This window comes from Variovorax sp. Soil_C_33 (assembly GCF_057656935.1).
The window spans coordinates 46,997-63,582 of the sequence record NZ_JBDGJK010000012.1; the positions used below are offsets into that span (position 1 = coordinate 46,997).

General features: G+C 64.0%; 19 protein-coding genes. 6 read left to right on the forward strand and 13 right to left on the reverse strand.

What is annotated here, in order from left to right:
* Window positions 1–23: 23 nt before the first annotated feature.
* Together AC3A6B_RS18975 and AC3A6B_RS18980 are read right to left on the reverse strand one after the other, a co-directional pair.
* Complete coding sequence (locus AC3A6B_RS18975) at window positions 24–257, reverse strand: hypothetical protein (protein ID WP_487838217.1); 234 nt, start codon at window positions 255–257, stop codon at window positions 24–26.
* 389 nt (window positions 258–646) lie between these two features.
* On the reverse strand, window positions 647–895 hold the full coding sequence (locus tag AC3A6B_RS18980; RefSeq protein WP_487838218.1) for a DUF6429 family protein: 249 nt from the start codon (window positions 893–895) through the stop codon (window positions 647–649).
* A gap of 186 nt (window positions 896–1,081) precedes the next feature.
* On the opposite strand from AC3A6B_RS18980, the gene AC3A6B_RS18985 reads away from it, so the two are divergent.
* Window positions 1,082–1,633 (forward strand): hypothetical protein, encoded by a 552-nt coding sequence (locus AC3A6B_RS18985; protein WP_487838219.1) that lies wholly within the window; start codon window positions 1,082–1,084, stop codon window positions 1,631–1,633.
* 47 nt (window positions 1,634–1,680) lie between these two features.
* Here AC3A6B_RS18985 and AC3A6B_RS18990 read toward each other — a convergent pair whose 3' ends face one another.
* The 3 genes from AC3A6B_RS18990 to AC3A6B_RS19000 form a co-directional block, all read right to left on the reverse strand.
* Complete coding sequence (locus tag AC3A6B_RS18990; RefSeq protein WP_487838220.1) at window positions 1,681–2,052, reverse strand: hypothetical protein; 372 nt, start codon at window positions 2,050–2,052, stop codon at window positions 1,681–1,683.
* 75 nt (window positions 2,053–2,127) lie between these two features.
* Window positions 2,128–2,766, reverse strand: a complete 639-nt coding sequence (locus tag AC3A6B_RS18995) for a LysE family translocator (protein WP_487838221.1) — start codon at window positions 2,764–2,766, stop codon at window positions 2,128–2,130.
* A 198-nt stretch (window positions 2,767–2,964) separates the two neighbouring features.
* Entirely contained in the window at window positions 2,965–3,762 is a 798-nt protein-coding gene (locus tag AC3A6B_RS19000; RefSeq protein WP_487838222.1) for a DUF3750 domain-containing protein, read from the reverse strand.
* Between the two features lie 857 nt (window positions 3,763–4,619).
* On the opposite strand from AC3A6B_RS19000, the gene AC3A6B_RS19005 reads away from it, so the two are divergent.
* A complete protein-coding gene (locus AC3A6B_RS19005; protein WP_487838223.1) occupies window positions 4,620–5,993 on the forward strand; it encodes an amidohydrolase family protein in 1,374 nt (457 codons plus the stop codon).
* A gap of 236 nt (window positions 5,994–6,229) precedes the next feature.
* Here AC3A6B_RS19005 and AC3A6B_RS19010 read toward each other — a convergent pair whose 3' ends face one another.
* The gene (locus AC3A6B_RS19010; protein WP_487838354.1) at window positions 6,230–6,811 is read right to left on the reverse strand and encodes a helix-turn-helix domain-containing protein; all 582 of its coding nucleotides are present in this window, start codon (window positions 6,809–6,811) and stop codon (window positions 6,230–6,232) included.
* A 322-nt stretch (window positions 6,812–7,133) separates the two neighbouring features.
* Here AC3A6B_RS19010 and AC3A6B_RS19015 point away from each other — a divergent pair, with 322 nt between their 5' ends.
* Window positions 7,134–7,397: a helix-turn-helix domain-containing protein gene (locus AC3A6B_RS19015; protein ID WP_487838224.1), complete on the forward strand. Its 264-nt coding sequence runs from the start codon at window positions 7,134–7,136 to the stop codon at window positions 7,395–7,397.
* A 120-nt stretch (window positions 7,398–7,517) separates the two neighbouring features.
* On the opposite strand, the gene AC3A6B_RS19020 is transcribed toward AC3A6B_RS19015, so the two are convergent.
* From AC3A6B_RS19020 to AC3A6B_RS19030, 3 genes are all read right to left on the reverse strand, one after another.
* A complete protein-coding gene (locus AC3A6B_RS19020; RefSeq protein ID WP_487838225.1) occupies window positions 7,518–8,135 on the reverse strand; it encodes a hypothetical protein in 618 nt (205 codons plus the stop codon).
* Between the two features lie 134 nt (window positions 8,136–8,269).
* Window positions 8,270–8,677, reverse strand: a complete 408-nt coding sequence (locus AC3A6B_RS19025) for a chorismate mutase family protein (RefSeq protein ID WP_487838226.1) — start codon at window positions 8,675–8,677, stop codon at window positions 8,270–8,272.
* 11 nt (window positions 8,678–8,688) lie between these two features.
* Window positions 8,689–9,738 carry a Bug family tripartite tricarboxylate transporter substrate binding protein gene (locus AC3A6B_RS19030; protein WP_487838355.1) on the reverse strand — a complete coding sequence of 350 codons (1,050 nt, stop codon included), beginning with the start codon at window positions 9,736–9,738 and terminating at the stop codon, window positions 8,689–8,691.
* A 745-nt stretch (window positions 9,739–10,483) separates the two neighbouring features.
* On the opposite strand from AC3A6B_RS19030, the gene AC3A6B_RS19035 reads away from it, so the two are divergent.
* Window positions 10,484–11,095 (forward strand): acyl-homoserine-lactone synthase, encoded by a 612-nt coding sequence (locus AC3A6B_RS19035; RefSeq protein WP_487838227.1) that lies wholly within the window; start codon window positions 10,484–10,486, stop codon window positions 11,093–11,095.
* A gap of 123 nt (window positions 11,096–11,218) precedes the next feature.
* On the opposite strand, the gene AC3A6B_RS19040 is transcribed toward AC3A6B_RS19035, so the two are convergent.
* Window positions 11,219–11,929 carry an autoinducer binding domain-containing protein gene (locus AC3A6B_RS19040; protein WP_487838228.1) on the reverse strand — a complete coding sequence of 237 codons (711 nt, stop codon included), beginning with the start codon at window positions 11,927–11,929 and terminating at the stop codon, window positions 11,219–11,221.
* Between the two features lie 279 nt (window positions 11,930–12,208).
* Here AC3A6B_RS19040 and AC3A6B_RS19045 point away from each other — a divergent pair, with 279 nt between their 5' ends.
* On the forward strand, window positions 12,209–13,156 hold the full coding sequence (locus tag AC3A6B_RS19045) for a GlxA family transcriptional regulator (RefSeq protein WP_487838229.1): 948 nt from the start codon (window positions 12,209–12,211) through the stop codon (window positions 13,154–13,156).
* 254 nt (window positions 13,157–13,410) lie between these two features.
* Here the strand turns inward: AC3A6B_RS19045 and AC3A6B_RS19050 are convergent, their stop codons facing one another.
* From AC3A6B_RS19050 to AC3A6B_RS19060, 3 genes are all read right to left on the reverse strand, one after another.
* Complete coding sequence (locus tag AC3A6B_RS19050) at window positions 13,411–14,103, reverse strand: glutamine amidotransferase (RefSeq protein ID WP_487838356.1); 693 nt, start codon at window positions 14,101–14,103, stop codon at window positions 13,411–13,413.
* 7 nt (window positions 14,104–14,110) lie between these two features.
* Window positions 14,111–14,689, reverse strand: coding sequence for a redoxin family protein (locus AC3A6B_RS19055; protein WP_487838230.1), 579 nt, complete (start codon window positions 14,687–14,689; stop codon window positions 14,111–14,113).
* A 76-nt stretch (window positions 14,690–14,765) separates the two neighbouring features.
* A complete protein-coding gene (locus AC3A6B_RS19060; protein WP_487838231.1) occupies window positions 14,766–15,311 on the reverse strand; it encodes a carboxymuconolactone decarboxylase family protein in 546 nt (181 codons plus the stop codon).
* Between the two features lie 95 nt (window positions 15,312–15,406).
* Between AC3A6B_RS19060 and AC3A6B_RS19065 the strand changes: the two genes are divergently transcribed.
* Window positions 15,407–16,267, forward strand: coding sequence for an AraC family transcriptional regulator (locus AC3A6B_RS19065; protein ID WP_487838232.1), 861 nt, complete (start codon window positions 15,407–15,409; stop codon window positions 16,265–16,267).
* Window positions 16,268–16,586 lie beyond the last annotated feature (319 nt).

Consider the following 16,586-nt stretch of genomic DNA (forward strand, 5'->3'; position numbering starts at 1 on the left):
TGACGAAGCAGTCGACCTAGTCGCTAGCTTCCAGTGCGACTGGAATACTTGAGGACTGCTTCAGTGTGGCCCATGTTCTGGGCAGCGAGCTGCAGCTCTCGCCAGAATTGTGGCGGAGCCTCGCAGATGTCACCCAGCGCTTCCGCCTCCCGCAGCGCCATGCCCAGTTCGTTGTGATGCAGGTAGTGCGCGAGCTCGCGTTCTGCCGCTAGCGCTTCTTCATCGAGAAGCTGCTCCGGTAGATAGTATCTGCACACGGCTAGGTGCCGCAGTGTGATAGCCCATGATTGCACTAGCTCACTACTTGCCATGACATTTGGTTCTGCTTAGATTTTGCTCCGCATCGGGTCTGCTCATGGCCGACTGTTGCCTGTGGCTAGTACACAAAGAGGAAGTAGCCGATGACGGCGCAAGCAAGAGCGACGACTGCCCAGTAGGCCAAGCCCTGTCCCTTCGACAGTGAGTCATACCGCTCCTTGCTCATGTTGGGAACTCCCATCGGGCTCTCCAGGTTGTGTGTTCTGTATGGATTGGGCGGGAGGCGGGAAGGTCCAGTCTTGGCCGATTGTTGCCCGCCGCGTGGTCAGTGCGCACGCGCTTCAGAAGCCGCTTTCGAACGATAGATTTTGGCCGGATTCTGCCGCAGCTATTGACGCTCCGGCGTCGCCTCATTGGTCCCGAAGTGTTTGGCCGCGAGCTCCTTGGCGCGGCGCAGCCCTTCCTCAGTCAGATAGACCGACTCCTGCAGGCCGTGGGGCTCCGTGATGAGCCCCTTTTCATGTAGACCATCCATGGTTGCGAAGTCATAGCGCTTCCAAACGCGTCCGTTCTCGAACTCGAAGACGCCAAGCAATGCCAGAAGCGCCTCTTCGACTTTGGCCATGTCGTATTTCATGGCATCGCCCCCAAGGTTCAGCACGACGATGAACCGTCTGCAAGGGCCCACCACTGATTGGCTGCTGCCGCTGCACGACGGCAGCTGGCCCTACGATAGTACTTTGGTCATCCGGCCTCAACCCAGCCAACATGGTCTGCCCGCCGGGCGGGGAACCTACGGGCTTAGTTTCGGCAGCGTACAGAGATGAAAGCAAGCAAGTCCCAGAAGTCCGCATCCTGGAGCGACGTCAAGGCGAGACTGACTCACTTCGACCACGACGGTCTGGTCGGCCTTGTGCACGACCTGTACCGGGCCAACAAGGACAACCAAGTATTCCTTCACGCCCGTTTTGGGCTGGGGGAAGATGCCCTGGAGCCGTACAAGGCTACCATCAGCCGTTGGCTCTGGCCCGACATGTTCCGGAAACAGAACGCGTCCGTCGCCGAGGCAAAAAAGTCCATTGCGAGCTACAAGAAGGCCATTGGCCAACCGGAGGGCTTGGCAGAACTGATGGTCTTCTACTGCGAGCGCGCGTCAGGTTTCAGCGTCGAGGTCGGCCTGGAGGATGAGGGCTTTTTCGTCGCATTGGTGCGAATGTTCGAGCAGGCATTGCAGGCTATTTCGAGGCTGCCGGATGCGCAGCAGCGCTTGCTCATGGAACGTCTGGCTGCCGTGCATAACATTAGTCAGAACATTGGCTACGGAGTCGCCGATGCCATGAGCGACCTACTGGTCGAGTACGGCACCTACGATTGACGACGACGTTCACTGTCGGCTTCTGGCCGCATTCTGCCGTCGGCGGTTCAGGCGCCGTCTACAAGGTGCGCCACGTCACCACTTGGAGCGAATCCCCCCTCCGCGACGAGGCGTCGAACGCACCGAACTAGGTGGTAGGAGATGTTGCTGTCCATGGTCTCCCCATCGAGCGGCAGGCGAAGGAGGCTCTCAAGGTCGGGCGCGACCGCGACAAGTGAGCCGATAGGCGCGAGGGAAAGGTAGTACGCGGCCTCCATGCGAGGGTCGTTCGTATAGGCGTCGAACGGCTTGCAGACCTCGACGAGGTCACGGACAAACTCCTGGTCGCCAAGCCGGCCGCTCATTCTTGACGCGACGGTCTGGTCGGAATGTAGCGAAGCAATCAGGTCGTCACGGAGGCTGTTGAGGCTGCTACTCATGTGGCTTCATGTTCGAATTGGACGACATCGTCGAATGTCTGGTACTGGCCGAATCCGGGTTTCCGTACGCGCGGCCTACCCGTCTTTGGTCGCGCGCTTGACGGTGGCCAGAAGAGCGCCCGCGCCGATGAAAGTGAAGCCCGATAACTGGTTGAAGGCCTTTGCCCTGCCCTTGACTCGCAACCACGGAGAGAGGCGCGAAGCGAACGCCGCATAGGACATGAGCCAGAACAACTCGAAGAAGACGAAGGTGCCGCCAAGGATGGCGAACTGGTACAGCTGAGGCGCAGCCGGATTGATGAACTGCGGGAAGAACGCAGTGAAGAAAAGCAACGCCTTCGGATTGCTTGCCCCCACGAGGAAGCCCTTCGCGTAGAGCGCCTTCCTGCTGGAGCGGCTGGCCGTGCCGGAAGGAATGTCGAAACTGGTCGTCGTGGAGCGCAGCGTCGCGATACCGATGTACAGCAGGTAGCCGACGCCGAACCACTTGACCGCGTGAAAGAGCGTCTCAGACGCGGCGAGAACGGCACCCACCCCGACAGCGGAGCAGGCCATGATGCCAACTACGGCGGTTACGCTGCCAATGGCTGAAAAGAACGTGCGTTGGAGCCCATGATTCACTGCGTTGGTAACGCACATCAGGACGCTCGGACCGGGCGTGACAGTCAACACGAAGACAGCGACGACGTACAGCAGCCAAGTTTCCAGGGACATGAAGATTCCTAACGGGTAGCCAGACATTGTGAGGGAATTAATGGCACGGCCAGCGCCTCCATGGCTACCGATGTGCGCGCCTCGAATGCCCGCTCCTCAGCGAATTCAGCAGCGCGGTCGACCGGCCGGTTCTGGCCGATAGTACGCGTCCGCGCCGGCGGGACCAGATGTCTGAAGTCAGTCTGGTCTTGAAGTTCGTCAGCATCTCATTCCCAAGCCAGTCGCCTCAGTGAGCGGGTCGTGGAAGTCTGCAATGCGAACCAGTTCAAGCTGAGGTCCAGTGCCGCGAACATCACGGCAGCCGGCCGAAACCTGGCACTCGCAAGGCCAGATCGAGACGTCGATGCCGAAGCCCAGGCCCAGCAAGTTCAGTTCCAAGCCCTCGTCGCGTGCCACCGTCACGCCCGCCAGTCCCATCAGCGACAACTGCCAGCCGGTGCCGCTAGGAGCGTGGTCGATGAAGGTGGTCGAACCGAGATAGTCTTTGCCGATTGCCGTGGGTGGCAGGTCCAAGCGCAGGGCAGGCACCTGCCGGGCCACCCAGGCCACGAAGGTGTTGCTGTTGGGGCCGGGCCAAAGGCGGTACGACGCGCGCCAAGGGTAGGCCGCCACGGCCAGTTCAATCTGATCGATCAGGGCTTCTGCTTGGGCACCCCGGTGGTCCACAAGCAACTGCGGATAGGCGCCGAACCAAAGCATGTCCGGGGCGTCCACTATGCTGGTGACCAAGGCATCTCCGCCGCGGCGGGCCCGCCAGCCGACGATGTGATAGGTGGTGTAAAGCTCCGAGCCGGCGCGTTTGACCGCGATCCAGGGATGAATGCCAAAGGCGCCGCGCCATCGCACAATGCGGGCGCCATAAATCTGCACCACTGCACCGCGCTCGGCTGAAGGGTCGGGCGCCTGCCCGGTGCTCTCACGACTCGTCATGTGCCATGGTGTGTATAAGTCCAGGTTGCCGGAGGCCAGCACGCCGATTGGGCCGAGCAATAGCACCGCAAGAAGGCACAAGAACCCCAGCGGCCAGCGCGACCAGCGCGGCACGCGTCTCCGGACCAAAGGCAAAGATGGAGCATCGGGCATTACTCCCAGTATGCCCTCGGGAGCGGCCCGACATGGTCAAGTTTTGGAGGGCGCTGCAACGGCTCCTCGGGATGACGGACGTTCGCCCCAAGAGCTGCAACCAGAAAGGCAGGTCCAGGCGATATCGTCGCCGCAAACCAGTAGCGATGCTTTCCAAACATGCAGTTGCCTCCAAAATTTGGCGGCACCGCGCCCATTGCCCACACGCGGAGGATCCTCCAGCAACCGCCCCGGGGCGCTGATCTCGCATTTCAAACGCTACTTGAAACATACTCGCGCCGTCAACGGCGACTTGCTGGCGCCAGCGATGTTCCGTCACCGCTTTGGTTTCGGGACCAATCCTGAACGGCCCGGTCGCCTCGAGTTTGTCGTCGACCGGCCTGAGTTCGACCTCCTGCTCTTGCCCGCTCGTCAGCAGGGTCACCTTGGCGCTGGCCTCGCTTAGATGACGGGCTTGCCGCGATCGCTGCGCGACCAGTTCTCTCCGTGACGGCCGGGTTCGGCGTAGAGCCGACGTTCATCCAAAGGATCGCCAAGGTCGGCTTTCGGAAATCACTGTCGTTCCGGCGCGAAAGGGCGACCGCCGCAATCGGTCTTCTTGCCGCGCTCGAGGCGTTCTACGCACAGCACAGCCCGCCCGCGGGAGTGCCTAGTTCTAGGGCCGAGCCCCCGCGGCGCGGAGCAGAATCGGGAGGTCTCGTCGAAACCAAGGGGGCTCATGGCGCCGTTGGCGGGCCGGCGGGTCTTCTTGATCAAACCGGGGGACCACCATGCATGACAGCGACCCTGAGGGCAAGCGCCTTCCCATCAAGCTCGACAGCACCTCGAATGGCGAGTTCGCACCGGTGTCGCTGTGGCCGGCGAACATCGAAGCCAACCGCCTCGCACACGAGGCCGCGGCAACCAACGCGAAGCGGCTGGGATGCTCGAAACGAGCGTTCCTGACCTCGTCCTGTGGCGCGGCCAGCACGCTGCTGGCCTTCAACGCGGCCAACGCCGCGGCCGGAAGGACCGGCGGCTTCTTCGAGCTGCCCCGCGACGCCGGGCTGGATATGCAGCTCGCGCGCGCGCAGGTCGGCCCCGCCAGGCAGGAGTTCATCCTCGACGTCCAGGGCCACTTCATCGACACGCCGAAAGGCAATTCGAAGAGCGCGGAGGTCTTCCTCAAGGACGTGTTCATGGACAGCGACACCGACGTGATGGTGCTGTCCTTCGTGCCCTCCGCTCGCGACGCCGAACCGGTCACGATTCAGGCCGCCGACGAGGTCCGCAGGCTGGTCGACAAGCTCGAGGGAACGCACCGGCTGCTGCTGCATGGACGCGTCAACCCGAACCAGCCCGGAGACCTCGAGGGCATGGACGAGTTGCACGAGAAGTGGGGCATCATCGCCTGGAAGACCTATACGCAGTATGGTCCAAACGGCAAGGGCTACTTCCTGCACGACGACGTCGGCATCCAGTTCATCGAGAAGGCTCGCGCACTGGCCGTCAAGAACATCTGCATCCACAAGGGGCTGCCGTTCGGACCACGCTCCTACGAGCACAGCCAGTGCAGCGACATCGGCGTCGTCGCCAGGCGTTACCCGGACGTGAACTTCCTGGTCTATCACTCGGGCTTCGTCAGCACGGTGACCGAAAAGGCCTACGACGCGAGCGGTAAGAGCGACGGCATCGACACGCTGATTACGTCCTTGCGCAAACACCAGGTCAAGCCGAACAGCAACGTCTATGCGGAGCTGGGCAGCACGTGGCGCTTCCTGATGCGTGACCCCGAACAGGCGGCTCACGCCCTGGGGAAACTGATTGTCGCGTGCGGCGAGAACAACGTGCTGTGGGGCACGGATTCGATCTGGTACGGCTCACCGCAGGACCAGATCCAAGCCTTCCGGACGTTCCAGATCTCGGCGGAACTGCGCGAACGGCATGGCTATCCCGAGATGACACCTGCGCTGCGGGCCAAGATATTCGGTCTCAACGCCGCGAACGTGTACGGCTTGACGCCGACGGAAGTGAAGCGATACACCGCCCGCGACTCGGTCGCCCGAAAGCGCATGGCCTACCTGGAGAAACCCGATCCTCACTTCAGGACCTACGGGCCAAAGACGCGACGCGAGTTCCTCACGGTGTTCGATCCAGCTGGCTGAGCAGCGCAGGGGAGACTGTTGGCGGAAGACACTCTCACCCGGTACGTCTCAACGACTGGTTTCCGCTCGAACCGTCGTTCGACCGACGCCGCGCGAGTGGCCGCAATCAGTCAGTCTAAAGCGGTAGTCGGGCCTTGCCGCGAAACCCAGCACGATGGCTTCGTCGATCCCATCGCTGGGGGCCGTGAACTCTGTACAACCATACGACTTGGCGGCCTAGGTTCGGACAACTGTGACTAACCGCGCAGCGTAAACACGACGGACAGGTAAGACACCGGCTCCACTTTTACGGCCTCGATCCCATGCAAAGCCGTGGCGTCGAAGAGAAGTGAATCCCCAATTTTGAGTTGGACTACCTTTGTCCCATACCGATAGCTCACTTCGCCCGACAGCAGGTATACGAACTTATGACCGGGGTGCTGGAAAGTGACATAAGGCTCGGCGCCAGGCAGAAGGGTCACAAGGTAGGGTTCGACGAAGAGGTTCCCAGAAAGGATATGACCGATCAGCTCGTAGCGGTAATTCGCAACAGAGCCGACGCGATCCACGTGCACCCCCCTGCCCGCTGGCACATGGGAAAAGTCGGTTCGGCTTGGCTGATCGCCAAAGAATCGCGAGATCGGAATGTTCAGTCCACGCGCTATGCGGTAGAGGGTATCAACCGAGGGAGACACCAAGCCCCGCTCGATGCGAGACAACATGGATGCAGAAATGCTGGAAGCAGCTGCAACCTTGCCAGCCGAGATCCCCACCGCCAATCGCAGTGCACGTACCTGAGCGCCGACCTCGCATGCAGCAGCGTTGCGCTTTGGTTCGATCTCGTGATCAGCACGGCCAAGTGGCGGCAAGACCGGCGGCTTCAGAGGGCGCTCGGTCGGAAAGGGGGATGCGACTTGCCTAAGACTCATATCAGTGTTCCAGTCCGCGATCGAAGCGTCGCGAACAAGCGGCCGCATCTTGCGGCCGCGCCCCCGTCCGCTCCATCGCGAGAAAGCCCAATGACGTTGACTCGTCGGATGTGCTCTTGCTTTTCAGACCGAAAGGCGGACCGCGGGTAAGTCAAAGAGGGCAGGGTTTGCATTGGCAATGTTATCTATAGACACGTGTCTTTTGTCAACAGCCACGCCAAAGTCATGGGCAATGCGACCCAGCCGCAATGCGCTACTCCTTGAAGCTCTTGGCCTTGTGCTCAAGGAGCGAAGGCTTGAACTCGGCCTTACACAGGAAGACGTAGCGGGGGAAGCCGAGATCGATCGCCCATTCATTACGCTGATCGAGGTTGCGCGAAAACAGCCCACTGTCAGCGTTTTCTGGAAGCTCGCGGCTGCGTTGCAAATTGCGCCGGGCGACTTAGCGTCGCGCGTGGATCAGCGCTATTTGAAAATCTCGAAGCGCTCAGGTTGAATGCCAGTGCCGATTCCCGGGCCTTATCGCGAGTTAGCCCAATGAGGTAGGCGAGCGTCTGGCGCACACGGCGTTGCTTGACGCCGAGCACGGTCCGTCAGAGACCCGAATCCCTTGGTTCTAATCGCCAGGCCTAAGCGATTGACCAGTTCGCTCGCGGAACTGCCGTGCGACGGGGCTGTCCTTCCAGACCACGGCCCCGCCTTCGTCGACGGCTTCGCGCCCATAGACGATCCATGCGTCACAGATGGCACCAATGGGCTCGATCACCTCAAAGCGCTCAGCATGTGCTTCCGCGAACGACTCGAAGACGATGCCTGCTTCGTAGCGTCCTTCGGCGAGGCCGGCCTGGACCGCCAAGACAGTGGGCTCGTGGACGACCGTCGGCCAGGCGGAAAGGTCGGCATAGCTCTGCGTGGCGGGTTGCACGCCCACCTTGCCGGTGCCTTCGCCGCTTCCCATGGCGCGTACCAGCGCCATGGGGCGGCTCGGCGAAATGAAGGCGTCGACCACCGCCATGGCTGTGCGATAGGTTCCCGTGATCTCGGCGGCCGCGGGATGAACGGCGCATTGAAGCAGGTAGTCCGCCTCTCCGGCGATCAGCGCTCGAGCGCCGGCGTGGAAGTCGTCGAACAGCACGATGCGAGAGGCTTCCGCAATGCCATGTGCGGCGAGGTATTGCTGGAGCACGAAGTGGTGGTTGCTGCCCTCGAGGCCCAGCGTCGAGAAAGTGAGCATGTGCTTGCTTTAGCGGTAGAGCATGACATTTCAGAGATGGTCGACTTCGACGACCGCCGTTGCAAGGTCCACGGCGTTCGCGAGCCGCCGGCGATGCCTCGACCGGCTCTCGTCTGAACTGAAGATGCGCGGCTTCATGCAGGCGTTGCAGGCACGCCGATGATCTCATCCTCAAGGCGGCAGGTCTCCGTGATGATCAGCTCGTAGAGCGCACGCAGGAACACCGGGCTCATACCGTGCTCCGCTGCAAAGGCCGCCGCACGTTCCTGCACCACCCCGATGCGGTGCGGCTGCATCATCGGAATCGCATGGTCGCGCTTGTGCTGGCCGATTCGGCAGCAGCAGTCAAGCCTCTGCCGCAGGGTCTCGAGCAGCATCCTGTCCAGACCGTCGAGCTCGTCGCGCAGCACCTGCAGGACCTGGTGGGCTTCCTCGTTGCTACGGGTTGCGGCTGTGTCCCCGCCTTGCGTTGCTCGGGTTGCGTCATTGGCCGCGGCCTTGGTTTCCTGGCACCCGTCGGGGCGCGGTTGTTGCGGGTTCATGCTGTTTCTCCCTACTCGAGCTTGATGCCCTGGCTCGCGATGATCTGGGTGAGCGCCGCCGTGTCCGCCTTCATCCGGCGGACCAGCGCCTCGCCCGATATGCCGGCTGCCTCATAGCCATGCTGGAAGAACTTCTGCCGCACCTCGGGGGAACGGATGACTTCCGAGAGGACCTGGCTCAGGCGCTGGACGATGGGGGCAGGCAGGCTGGCAGGTGCCGCCGCCGCAGTCCAGATCTCGAGCTCGAAATCCTTGAGTCCTGCTTCCTGCAAGGTCGGGTATTCCGGCACGAGCGCGGAGCGGCGCGCCGAGGTCACGCCGATCGCGCGGAGCTTTCCGGCCTTGACCTGCACGTCGGCGAGGCCCGGCGGCAGGAGCGCCAGCTGCAACTGGGCGCTGGCCAGGGCGGTGATGACCTGTGGATTGCCCTGGTAGGGCACATGCACGGCGCCGATCCCTGTCCGGGCCTTGAGGAGCTCCATGCCGAGATGGCCGATCGTGCCGACGCCGGGCGTCCCGTAGCTCCAGGCGCTACCGGCAGCGCGCGCGGCGTCGAGGAAGCTACGGCCGTGGGCCTTTGAGACCTCTGGCGTCGTGGCGAGGACCAGGGGCGCCGTGCAGATGATGCTGAGTGGCACCAGATCCTTTTGCGGGTCGTAGGGGGTCGCCGGATTGAGGACCTTGGCAATCGTCATGTTCCCGTTGATGAGGATGCCCACCGTGTGTTTATCCGTGGACTTGGCGACGATGTCCGCGGCGATGTTGCCGCTCGCGCCCGGATGGTTCTCGACGACCACCGGCGTACCCAACGCCCTCGCCATCGGGATGGCCAGGGCACGGGCCACGAAGTCCGGCGACGAACCGCCGCCGAAGCCGACGATGAGACGCAGCGGTCGCGTCGGCCAGTTCAGGTCCGCCGGCGGGGTGCTCGAAGGGCCCGGCGAGCTGGCATCAGTGCGACTCGCACCGGACGATTGCGCGAAGGCGACGCCGGCGCAGGCGAGCGCGCCGAAAACGCACAGCGCTCGTGCGGCAAATGATCGAAAAAGGAGGATGGACATGGCAAGAGAAGTTGGAAATCGGAAGCCAAGTCTTTCTTCGACAAGGCGTCGAATCAACTCCTGCTTGGGGCGCAAAAAACCTCTGTACTGGCTCCGCGACACGCAGGCCCGACGTGACGAGGGGCGCACGCGTTCAGAACGTCGTCGCACTTGCTTGGCATGCAAGAACGCTGTCGAGCGTCGGCGGCGCGCTGCTGCGCCGCAGGCGTGTCGCTGCACGCACGCGCGACGATTCTTGATGTCTTCGCGTTCGCTGAGGCCAGCCGCTGATCGGGCAAGAATGTGGGTGTGCGGGTTTTCTGCCTGAATGATGCCGAGCTGGTGGCCTTTGAAGCCAGCCAGGACTTCGAGGCCTTGCTCGTTCAATCGGCGCGCGAAATGGGCGCCTTGAAGACGCGCGTGGCGGACACCTGCGTCCCGGCAGCTCGCAAAAAGTACGGGCGTGTCGCAAGTCGGGTCTGCCGAATTGCCTGGTGAGGCGTCTCAGCGCGCACATTGCCGCGTGCCTACCAAGCACATCAGGCCTGAAACTCATAGCCCAGGCAGCGGCTCTGGCATGGCTTGGCGTGCATGCGCCACTTGACGGTCTTCGTGACATCCCAGAGCGCTCACGAGATCCAGTCAGGCTGAGGTGAGCGTCGGCTTCAGGCAGATCGATCGTCTGATCGGCCCCGTCAATTCTGGTAGTGCCGCCCTGCCGGCCGCCTCGCTGTAATGCGATCACTTCGGACAAGAAGGATCGCACATGGAATTCATCACTGGCACCGCCGATGCTCTCCCGCCAGGCATGCTGTTCGAACTCGCCCACTACCGCCACCGGGTCTTCGTGCAAGGCCTGGGCTGGAATCTTCCTGCCAGACAACGCATCGAACTCGACGAGTTCGACCGGCGCGACACGCAGTACGTGATCGCGCTGGACAGCAAGCGCAAGATCGTCGGCACCGCCCGGCTGCTTTCGACCGAGCGGCCCTACCTTCTGAAGGACGTGTTTCCCGAACTGCTCGGGGGCGCAAGATTTCCGAATTCGCCGCAGATCTGGGAGCTCTCGCGCTTCGCGGCGATGGATCTTGAGTCGACGCGGCTCGATCCCTACCGCGCGCTCGCCTCGCCGCTCGCGCTGCAAGTCCTGGAGGCGGCCATGTGCTTGGCGGCCACGTGCGGCGCGACCCAGCTGATCAGCGTTTCGCCGCCGGCGATCGAACGTATCCTGCGCGCAGCAGGCCTGCGCGCACAGCGCGCCGGCCCACCGGTGCTGGTCGACCGCGAAGTGCTCGTTGCCTGCCTGCTCCAGGTCGATACGGACTGGCGCGCGCCGGTATCCTGCTGCGTCACGCGAGGCGAGCCCATCGCCGCCTGATTGCGGCCAAGCGCGTTGTCGCACTGGCAAGCATGTCTTTTCACGCGGGTGCGCGGGCATGAACGCGAACGGGCCCACGCGCACCCTCGCTGCGCCGGCAAGACCCGAAAGTGCGGGCTCGCCTCAATCCAGCAGGCCGAGCTTCGACGAGCGCGCGACCGCGGCGCTCTTGTTGGCCACGCGCAGCCGAACAATGGCATTCTTGATGTGGAAGTTCACGGTGTTCGCCGAGATCGAGAGGATCAAGGCGATCTCCTCGCTCGTCTTGCCGTCGGCCGTCCATCGCAGCACCTCGACCTGCCGGCGCGTGAGCGGCTCGTGGAGGCTGGCCTGGGCGCCGCCGAGATGGCCGGCGAGCGTCAGGTGCGCCATGTTCACGAGCCATCGCATCAGCGGTTCGTGCGCCAGAAGCTCGCTGCGGGTCAGCCTGTCGTTCGAACGCGCGAGCGTGAGCATGCCGATGCGACCATGCGGATCGAGGCAGGACTGGGCCCAACCCACTCGAAGCCCGAAGGAGCGCGCCTCGTCCCACATCTGTGGCGCGCGCTGGAACAGCTTGTTGCTCCACACCACCGGCTGCGTACTGCGCGTGCCATGCGCGACGGTCGGATCCGTTTGCAGGTAGCCCGCCTGCAGGTAGCGCTCGCTCCAGCCGCGGTCATAGCTCGAGAGGATCAGTGTCTTCGGCTTGGTGAACGACAGCGGAAGCCGCAGGCCATAGGCGCAATACTCGAAGCCAAGCTCGCGTGCGCCAAGCGCGATCTGCGCGAATGCGTCCTCCGCGCTCTGCGCGTCGCTGAGCCGTCGCGATACGTTCTGGGTCCACGGTGCCATCGAAGAGCCCCTTTCGATATCCCGGGGCGTAAAGGCACTCACGTCCCGACGGTGGAAATGCCACCTCCGGCTGCCTGAAGTCTCAAGCACGTCCTCCAGCAGCAGCCGTCAAGTCTAGAAGTGCACACCCCTCCGCAGGAGACAAACTTCCCCCCAATCCCGCCAGCGCCCTCCCCCATTGGTCGAAGTCATCGGCCAGTCACAAGCCGCTAAAGTGCGCACGCGCGCCGCCCGCGCTCATGGCGCGGGGTTCGCTCATCGGAACAAGCACTCTCGAGCATGCAACGTGTCTGGTTTCTGCTGCTGCCCGGCTTTCCCGTCGTCGATGTGGCGGGTGCCATTTCCGTTTTCGAGATCGCCAACGCTGTGCTCGGCGAGCTCAAGAAGAAACCTTTCTACCGCGTGCGCCTGATCGGCGCACAGGCGGGTGCCGTGTTGTCCTCGAGCGGCGTGGCGCTCGCCGCGGAGGCGCTGCCGGCGCGCATCCAGGGCAGCGTCGCCAAGCTCATCGTGGCGGCGGGCCCCTGGCTGCGCACGACCGGCGACTCCGATGCGGGCCGGGCGGTGGTCGAATCCTGGCTCGCCCGCATGGCCCCGCATATCGGCTGCGGCGCGACGATCGGGCAGGAGGCCCGCACGCTCGTCCAGGTGGCATCCAGCGCGGCCGGTGCCACCGCATCGGCACGCACCGCAGCGGCTCCCGTGCACTGGAGCGCGGTGAGCGTGACGCATGGCGTCGATCTCGCGATGAGCCTCGTGGCCGCCGACCTTGGCGGCGTGATCGCGGCGGCGATCTCGGCCCGCATGGCCGCGCCCTTCCAGCGCGCCTACGGCTTCGGCAGCCGCAGGGGTGAGAGCACCATCGAGGTCCAGCGCGACCCGCGAGTCGCCGAGCTGCATCTGTGGATCTCGATGAACCTGCGCAGGTCCTTCAGCGTGGCTCAGCTCGCCGAACGCCTCGCCATGTCCGAGCGCACCTTCGCGCGGTTCTACCGCGGCGCAACCGGCTCGACGCCTGCGGCAGTCGTGCAGCAGCTCCGCGTGGACGCAGCGTGCCGGCTCCTCGAGGGCAGCCACCGCTCCGTAAAGGCGATCGCGTCCCAATGCGGCTTCGCCTCCTCGGAGGCCATGCGCCGCGCGTTCATCCGCAGCCTGCGGCTCTCACCTCAGCAGTACCGGCAGATACAGGCCACCCCGCGCGGGCACGCCGAGCCCGCGCACAGGTGAGCGCCACGGATGAATGAGCGGACTGCCGATCGAAGAGAGGGGTTGGCGGCGTCGCGCGCGGCCTTGCTGCCCACGAACTCGCTAGCCTCAATGGAATGGATTCGTGCGCTGCCAAAGTCTTGATGAATCATTTTGAGTCGCCATGGTTCAACCATGATTCGAACCGCTGCTACACCGGCCACGAAGGTCATGACGGGTCATGTACCGTCGAGCGCTGAATCAAAGCGGCGTGCCGGTGCAGGTGAGAGCCAGTGTCATTGGAGCTGACCCAACCAGGTCGTCAGCACCGCTGCAGCCGCCGCGCGCGAGGTGGACCCCAGCGCCGCGCTCTGGGCGCGCAGCGCCGGTATGTCGATGCCGGCCTGGGCAAGTTCGCAGGCGTGGCCGATCAGCCAGGGCTCGATGCGCGCAGGATCTGCCTCGGGGTGGAACTGCAGCGCCAATGCATGGCGGCCACGGCTGAACGCCTGGTGCGGGGTGGCCGCCGTGCGCGCGAGCAAATCGGCGCCTGGCGGAACGTCGAAGGTATCGCCGTGCCAGTGCAGCACCGGCGCACCGTCCAGCGGCGCGAGGCATGATGCCTTGCCCGCCTCGTTCAGCTCGACCGGCGCCCAGCCGATCTCCTTGCTCGCGCACGGGTAGACGCGCGCACCGAGTGCGCTGGCCATGAGTTGGGCGCCCAAGCACAGCCCCAAGGTCGGACGCTCCAGTGCCAAACGCTCGCGCAGGCCGGCGAGCTCGTCGTGCAGCCAGGGATAGGTCGCGGTGTCGTACGCCGCGATCGGCCCGCCGAGGACGACGACCAGCTCGGCGCCGCGCCAGTCGTCGCTGGTGAGAGGAGAGACGCCGGCTTGCCGGTAGTCGACCTCATAGCCGGCGTTCGCCAGCACCTCGGCGAACAGGCCGAGGTCTTCGAAAGCAAGGTGCTGCAGCGCGATGCATTTCATCGCGCGACTACTTTCGATCTGCACGGCCACGGCAGCCGCCTTCGTCGCAACGGTCGCCGCCTGCCGATGGCGCTGCCGCTGTTTCAACCGATGGGTCGGCCCCAAGGGACGTTGTGACCTCTTCGGCGAGCAGCTGGCCGATGGCGGCGCCGAGCGCCATGTCGTCGAGCATTCCGAAGTGACTCAGCCGGATGCGGCCCTGCCTGTCCAGCAGCACGATGCTGGGCGTGCCCTGCAACTGGTACTCCCGCATCGTGGCGGGAATGCCGCCCGGCGAGGGCTTGTCGATGCCGATCGGAAACCTGTAGCGGTACTCGTGGACGAACGCCTCGAGTGCCGCCGGCGTCATGACGTCGTGGTGTTCGAACACCGTGTGCAGCCCGATCACGGCGACGTCCCTGGCTGCGAAGAGCTGTTGCGTTTTCCTGGCCTGCGGGAGGCCGTGCGATACGCAGGCCGGGCAGAGCATCTGGAAGGCGTGCAGCAGCACCACGCGCCCGCGCAGCGACGCGAGCGTGACGGGGACATCCGTGTTGAGCCATTGGCCGATCTGCAACTCTGGTGCTTGCGGGTAGTACTTCGACATGGTGAATGCTCCAGTGTTGGCTCGTCGGGAGCTCGGCACGCAGCCAGCCCCTCCCGGCACCTTTGATGACGCGCGATCAGGCGGCTGCGCGCAGCTTCACTCCCGGAAAATCGACCGGCACGTCCAGGGCCACGTTCACATAGTTGGTGAACAGGTTCAGCGCCACGTGGGCAACGATCTCGACGATGTGCGCTTCCTCGAAGCCTGCGGCGCGCAGCGCCTGCACGTCGGCATCGCTCACCTGGCCGCGTGCATCAACGAGCTTGAGCGCGAAGCGCAAGGCTGCCGCGGTCTGCGGGTCGGAGGAGTTTCCTGCCTGGGCGGCCGTCATGTCGGCGGCGGAGACCCCGGCCTTGCGACCCAGCGCGGTATGCGCGGCCAGGCAGTAGTTGCAGGCGTTGCGATCGGCAACGGCCACCGCGATCTGCTCGCCGAGCCGCGCGGAGACAACGCCGCCACCCAGCGCGCCGAACGATCCCCACATGCTCCTGAGGGCCGCCGGGGAGTTGGCGACGGCCCGGAACATGTTGGGCGTCGCGCCAAACGCGGCGTGAATTTCAGAGAGCAGCGCCCTGGTTTCATCGGTGGCTGCAGCGTCGTTGACGAGTTGGATGCGAGACATGCTGGTTCCTTCAAAGTGATGTCGGTGAAAGAAGTGTCCTCGCGTTCGCCGTATGATTTGAGCGCTTTTATCCACCAAAGATACCTTTTCGTCCAATGCCGAGCTTGCCTCCCATCGACAGGCTGTCAGCGCTGCTCGAGCGCTTCCGTGTCCGGGCGCACCTGTTCCATGCGGGCCCGTTGTGCGGGGTCACGACCTTCGCGGCCAAGGAAGGCCGCGGCTTCCTGCACGTGTTGCGCCGCGGTGAAATGGTCGTCACGCATTCGCCGCGCGCCGGCGCGCCGCGCAAGGTCGTCGTGAACGAGCCGAGCCTTCTCTTCTATCCACGGCCGCTGGCTCACAACTTCCACAATGCCCCGGCGGAGGGATCGGATTTCGTGTGCGCAACGCTCGATTTCGATGGCGGCGCGGCGCATCCGCTGGTGCGCGCGTTGCCTGCGCTGATCCGCCTTCCCCTGCACGCGGTCGACGGCCTCGAACAGTCGCTGGGACTGCTCTTTGCGGAGACCACACGGGTGCAATGCGGGCACCGTCTGCTTGCGGATCGCCTGTTCGAAGTGGTGCTGATCCAGCTCCTGCGCTGGCTTCTCGATCATCCGCAGGAGAGCGAACTGCCTTCCGGCCTGCTGACGGGCCTCGGAGATCCGCAGCTGGCACGCGTGCTGGTTGCCATGCACGAACGTCCCGGTGAGCCGTGGATGCTCGAGCAGATGGCCGGGGTGGCGGGCATGTCCCGAAGTGCCTTCGCGTCTCGCTTCAAGGCGGTGGTGGGCGCAACGCCGGCGGACTACCTGGCCAGCTGGCGCCTGACCATTGCGCAGGCCGAGCTGCGCAATGGTGCATCGGTCAAGACAATCGCCGACGAGCTCGGCTATGCCAATTCCTCGGCGATGTCGAGGCTCTTCACACAGAAGGTCGGTGTCTCCCCGCGCGAATGGCTTTCAAGGCAGCGATAGGGATCGAGGGTTCGCGGCCACCCACGCACAGGTACGGGGTCCCATCGCCGACGGAGCCTACTGCCGACCAGCCTGAGCGCTGATGGTCGAGCACCTGACCCACGTCGAGGACACGCAGCGGCTGGAGAGGCCTGCCGGCGAGGACGTCGACTTGAAGGCGGTGTTCTCCCGACGCGTTTGTTCGGCGTCTTTGCCGCCGATTCACCCGCGCATCACTTACTCGTGGCCCTCGCATTTGGCCTAAGCGCCACGCGCCAAATCAATGCGGATGTCTCGGTAGTGCACCTCTTGTATGGCTGAGATTCTCTGCCCGACGCAA

Excerpts from the sequence above, each read along its gene's own strand:
- AC3A6B_RS18980 (WP_487838218.1), bottom strand. The coding sequence starts at position 895 with ATGAAATACGACATGGCCAAAGTCGAAGAGGCGCTTCTGGCATTGCTT.
- AC3A6B_RS18985 (WP_487838219.1), top strand. The coding sequence starts at position 1,082 with ATGAAAGCAAGCAAGTCCCAGAAGTCCGCATCCTGGAGCGACGTCAAG.
- AC3A6B_RS18990 (WP_487838220.1), bottom strand. The coding sequence starts at position 2,052 with ATGAGTAGCAGCCTCAACAGCCTCCGTGACGACCTGATTGCTTCGCTA.
- AC3A6B_RS18995 (WP_487838221.1), bottom strand. The coding sequence starts at position 2,766 with ATGTCCCTGGAAACTTGGCTGCTGTACGTCGTCGCTGTCTTCGTGTTG.
- AC3A6B_RS19005 (WP_487838223.1), top strand. The coding sequence starts at position 4,620 with ATGCATGACAGCGACCCTGAGGGCAAGCGCCTTCCCATCAAGCTCGAC.
- AC3A6B_RS19015 (WP_487838224.1), top strand. The coding sequence starts at position 7,134 with ATGCGACCCAGCCGCAATGCGCTACTCCTTGAAGCTCTTGGCCTTGTG.
- AC3A6B_RS19020 (WP_487838225.1), bottom strand. The coding sequence starts at position 8,135 with ATGCTCACTTTCTCGACGCTGGGCCTCGAGGGCAGCAACCACCACTTC.
- AC3A6B_RS19025 (WP_487838226.1), bottom strand. The coding sequence starts at position 8,677 with ATGAACCCGCAACAACCGCGCCCCGACGGGTGCCAGGAAACCAAGGCC.
- AC3A6B_RS19030 (WP_487838355.1), bottom strand. The coding sequence starts at position 9,738 with ATGTCCATCCTCCTTTTTCGATCATTTGCCGCACGAGCGCTGTGCGTT.
- AC3A6B_RS19035 (WP_487838227.1), top strand. The coding sequence starts at position 10,484 with ATGGAATTCATCACTGGCACCGCCGATGCTCTCCCGCCAGGCATGCTG.
- AC3A6B_RS19040 (WP_487838228.1), bottom strand. The coding sequence starts at position 11,929 with ATGGCACCGTGGACCCAGAACGTATCGCGACGGCTCAGCGACGCGCAG.
- AC3A6B_RS19045 (WP_487838229.1), top strand. The coding sequence starts at position 12,209 with ATGCAACGTGTCTGGTTTCTGCTGCTGCCCGGCTTTCCCGTCGTCGAT.
- AC3A6B_RS19050 (WP_487838356.1), bottom strand. The coding sequence starts at position 14,103 with ATGAAATGCATCGCGCTGCAGCACCTTGCTTTCGAAGACCTCGGCCTG.
- AC3A6B_RS19055 (WP_487838230.1), bottom strand. The coding sequence starts at position 14,689 with ATGTCGAAGTACTACCCGCAAGCACCAGAGTTGCAGATCGGCCAATGG.
- AC3A6B_RS19060 (WP_487838231.1), bottom strand. The coding sequence starts at position 15,311 with ATGTCTCGCATCCAACTCGTCAACGACGCTGCAGCCACCGATGAAACC.
- AC3A6B_RS19065 (WP_487838232.1), top strand. The coding sequence starts at position 15,407 with ATGCCGAGCTTGCCTCCCATCGACAGGCTGTCAGCGCTGCTCGAGCGC.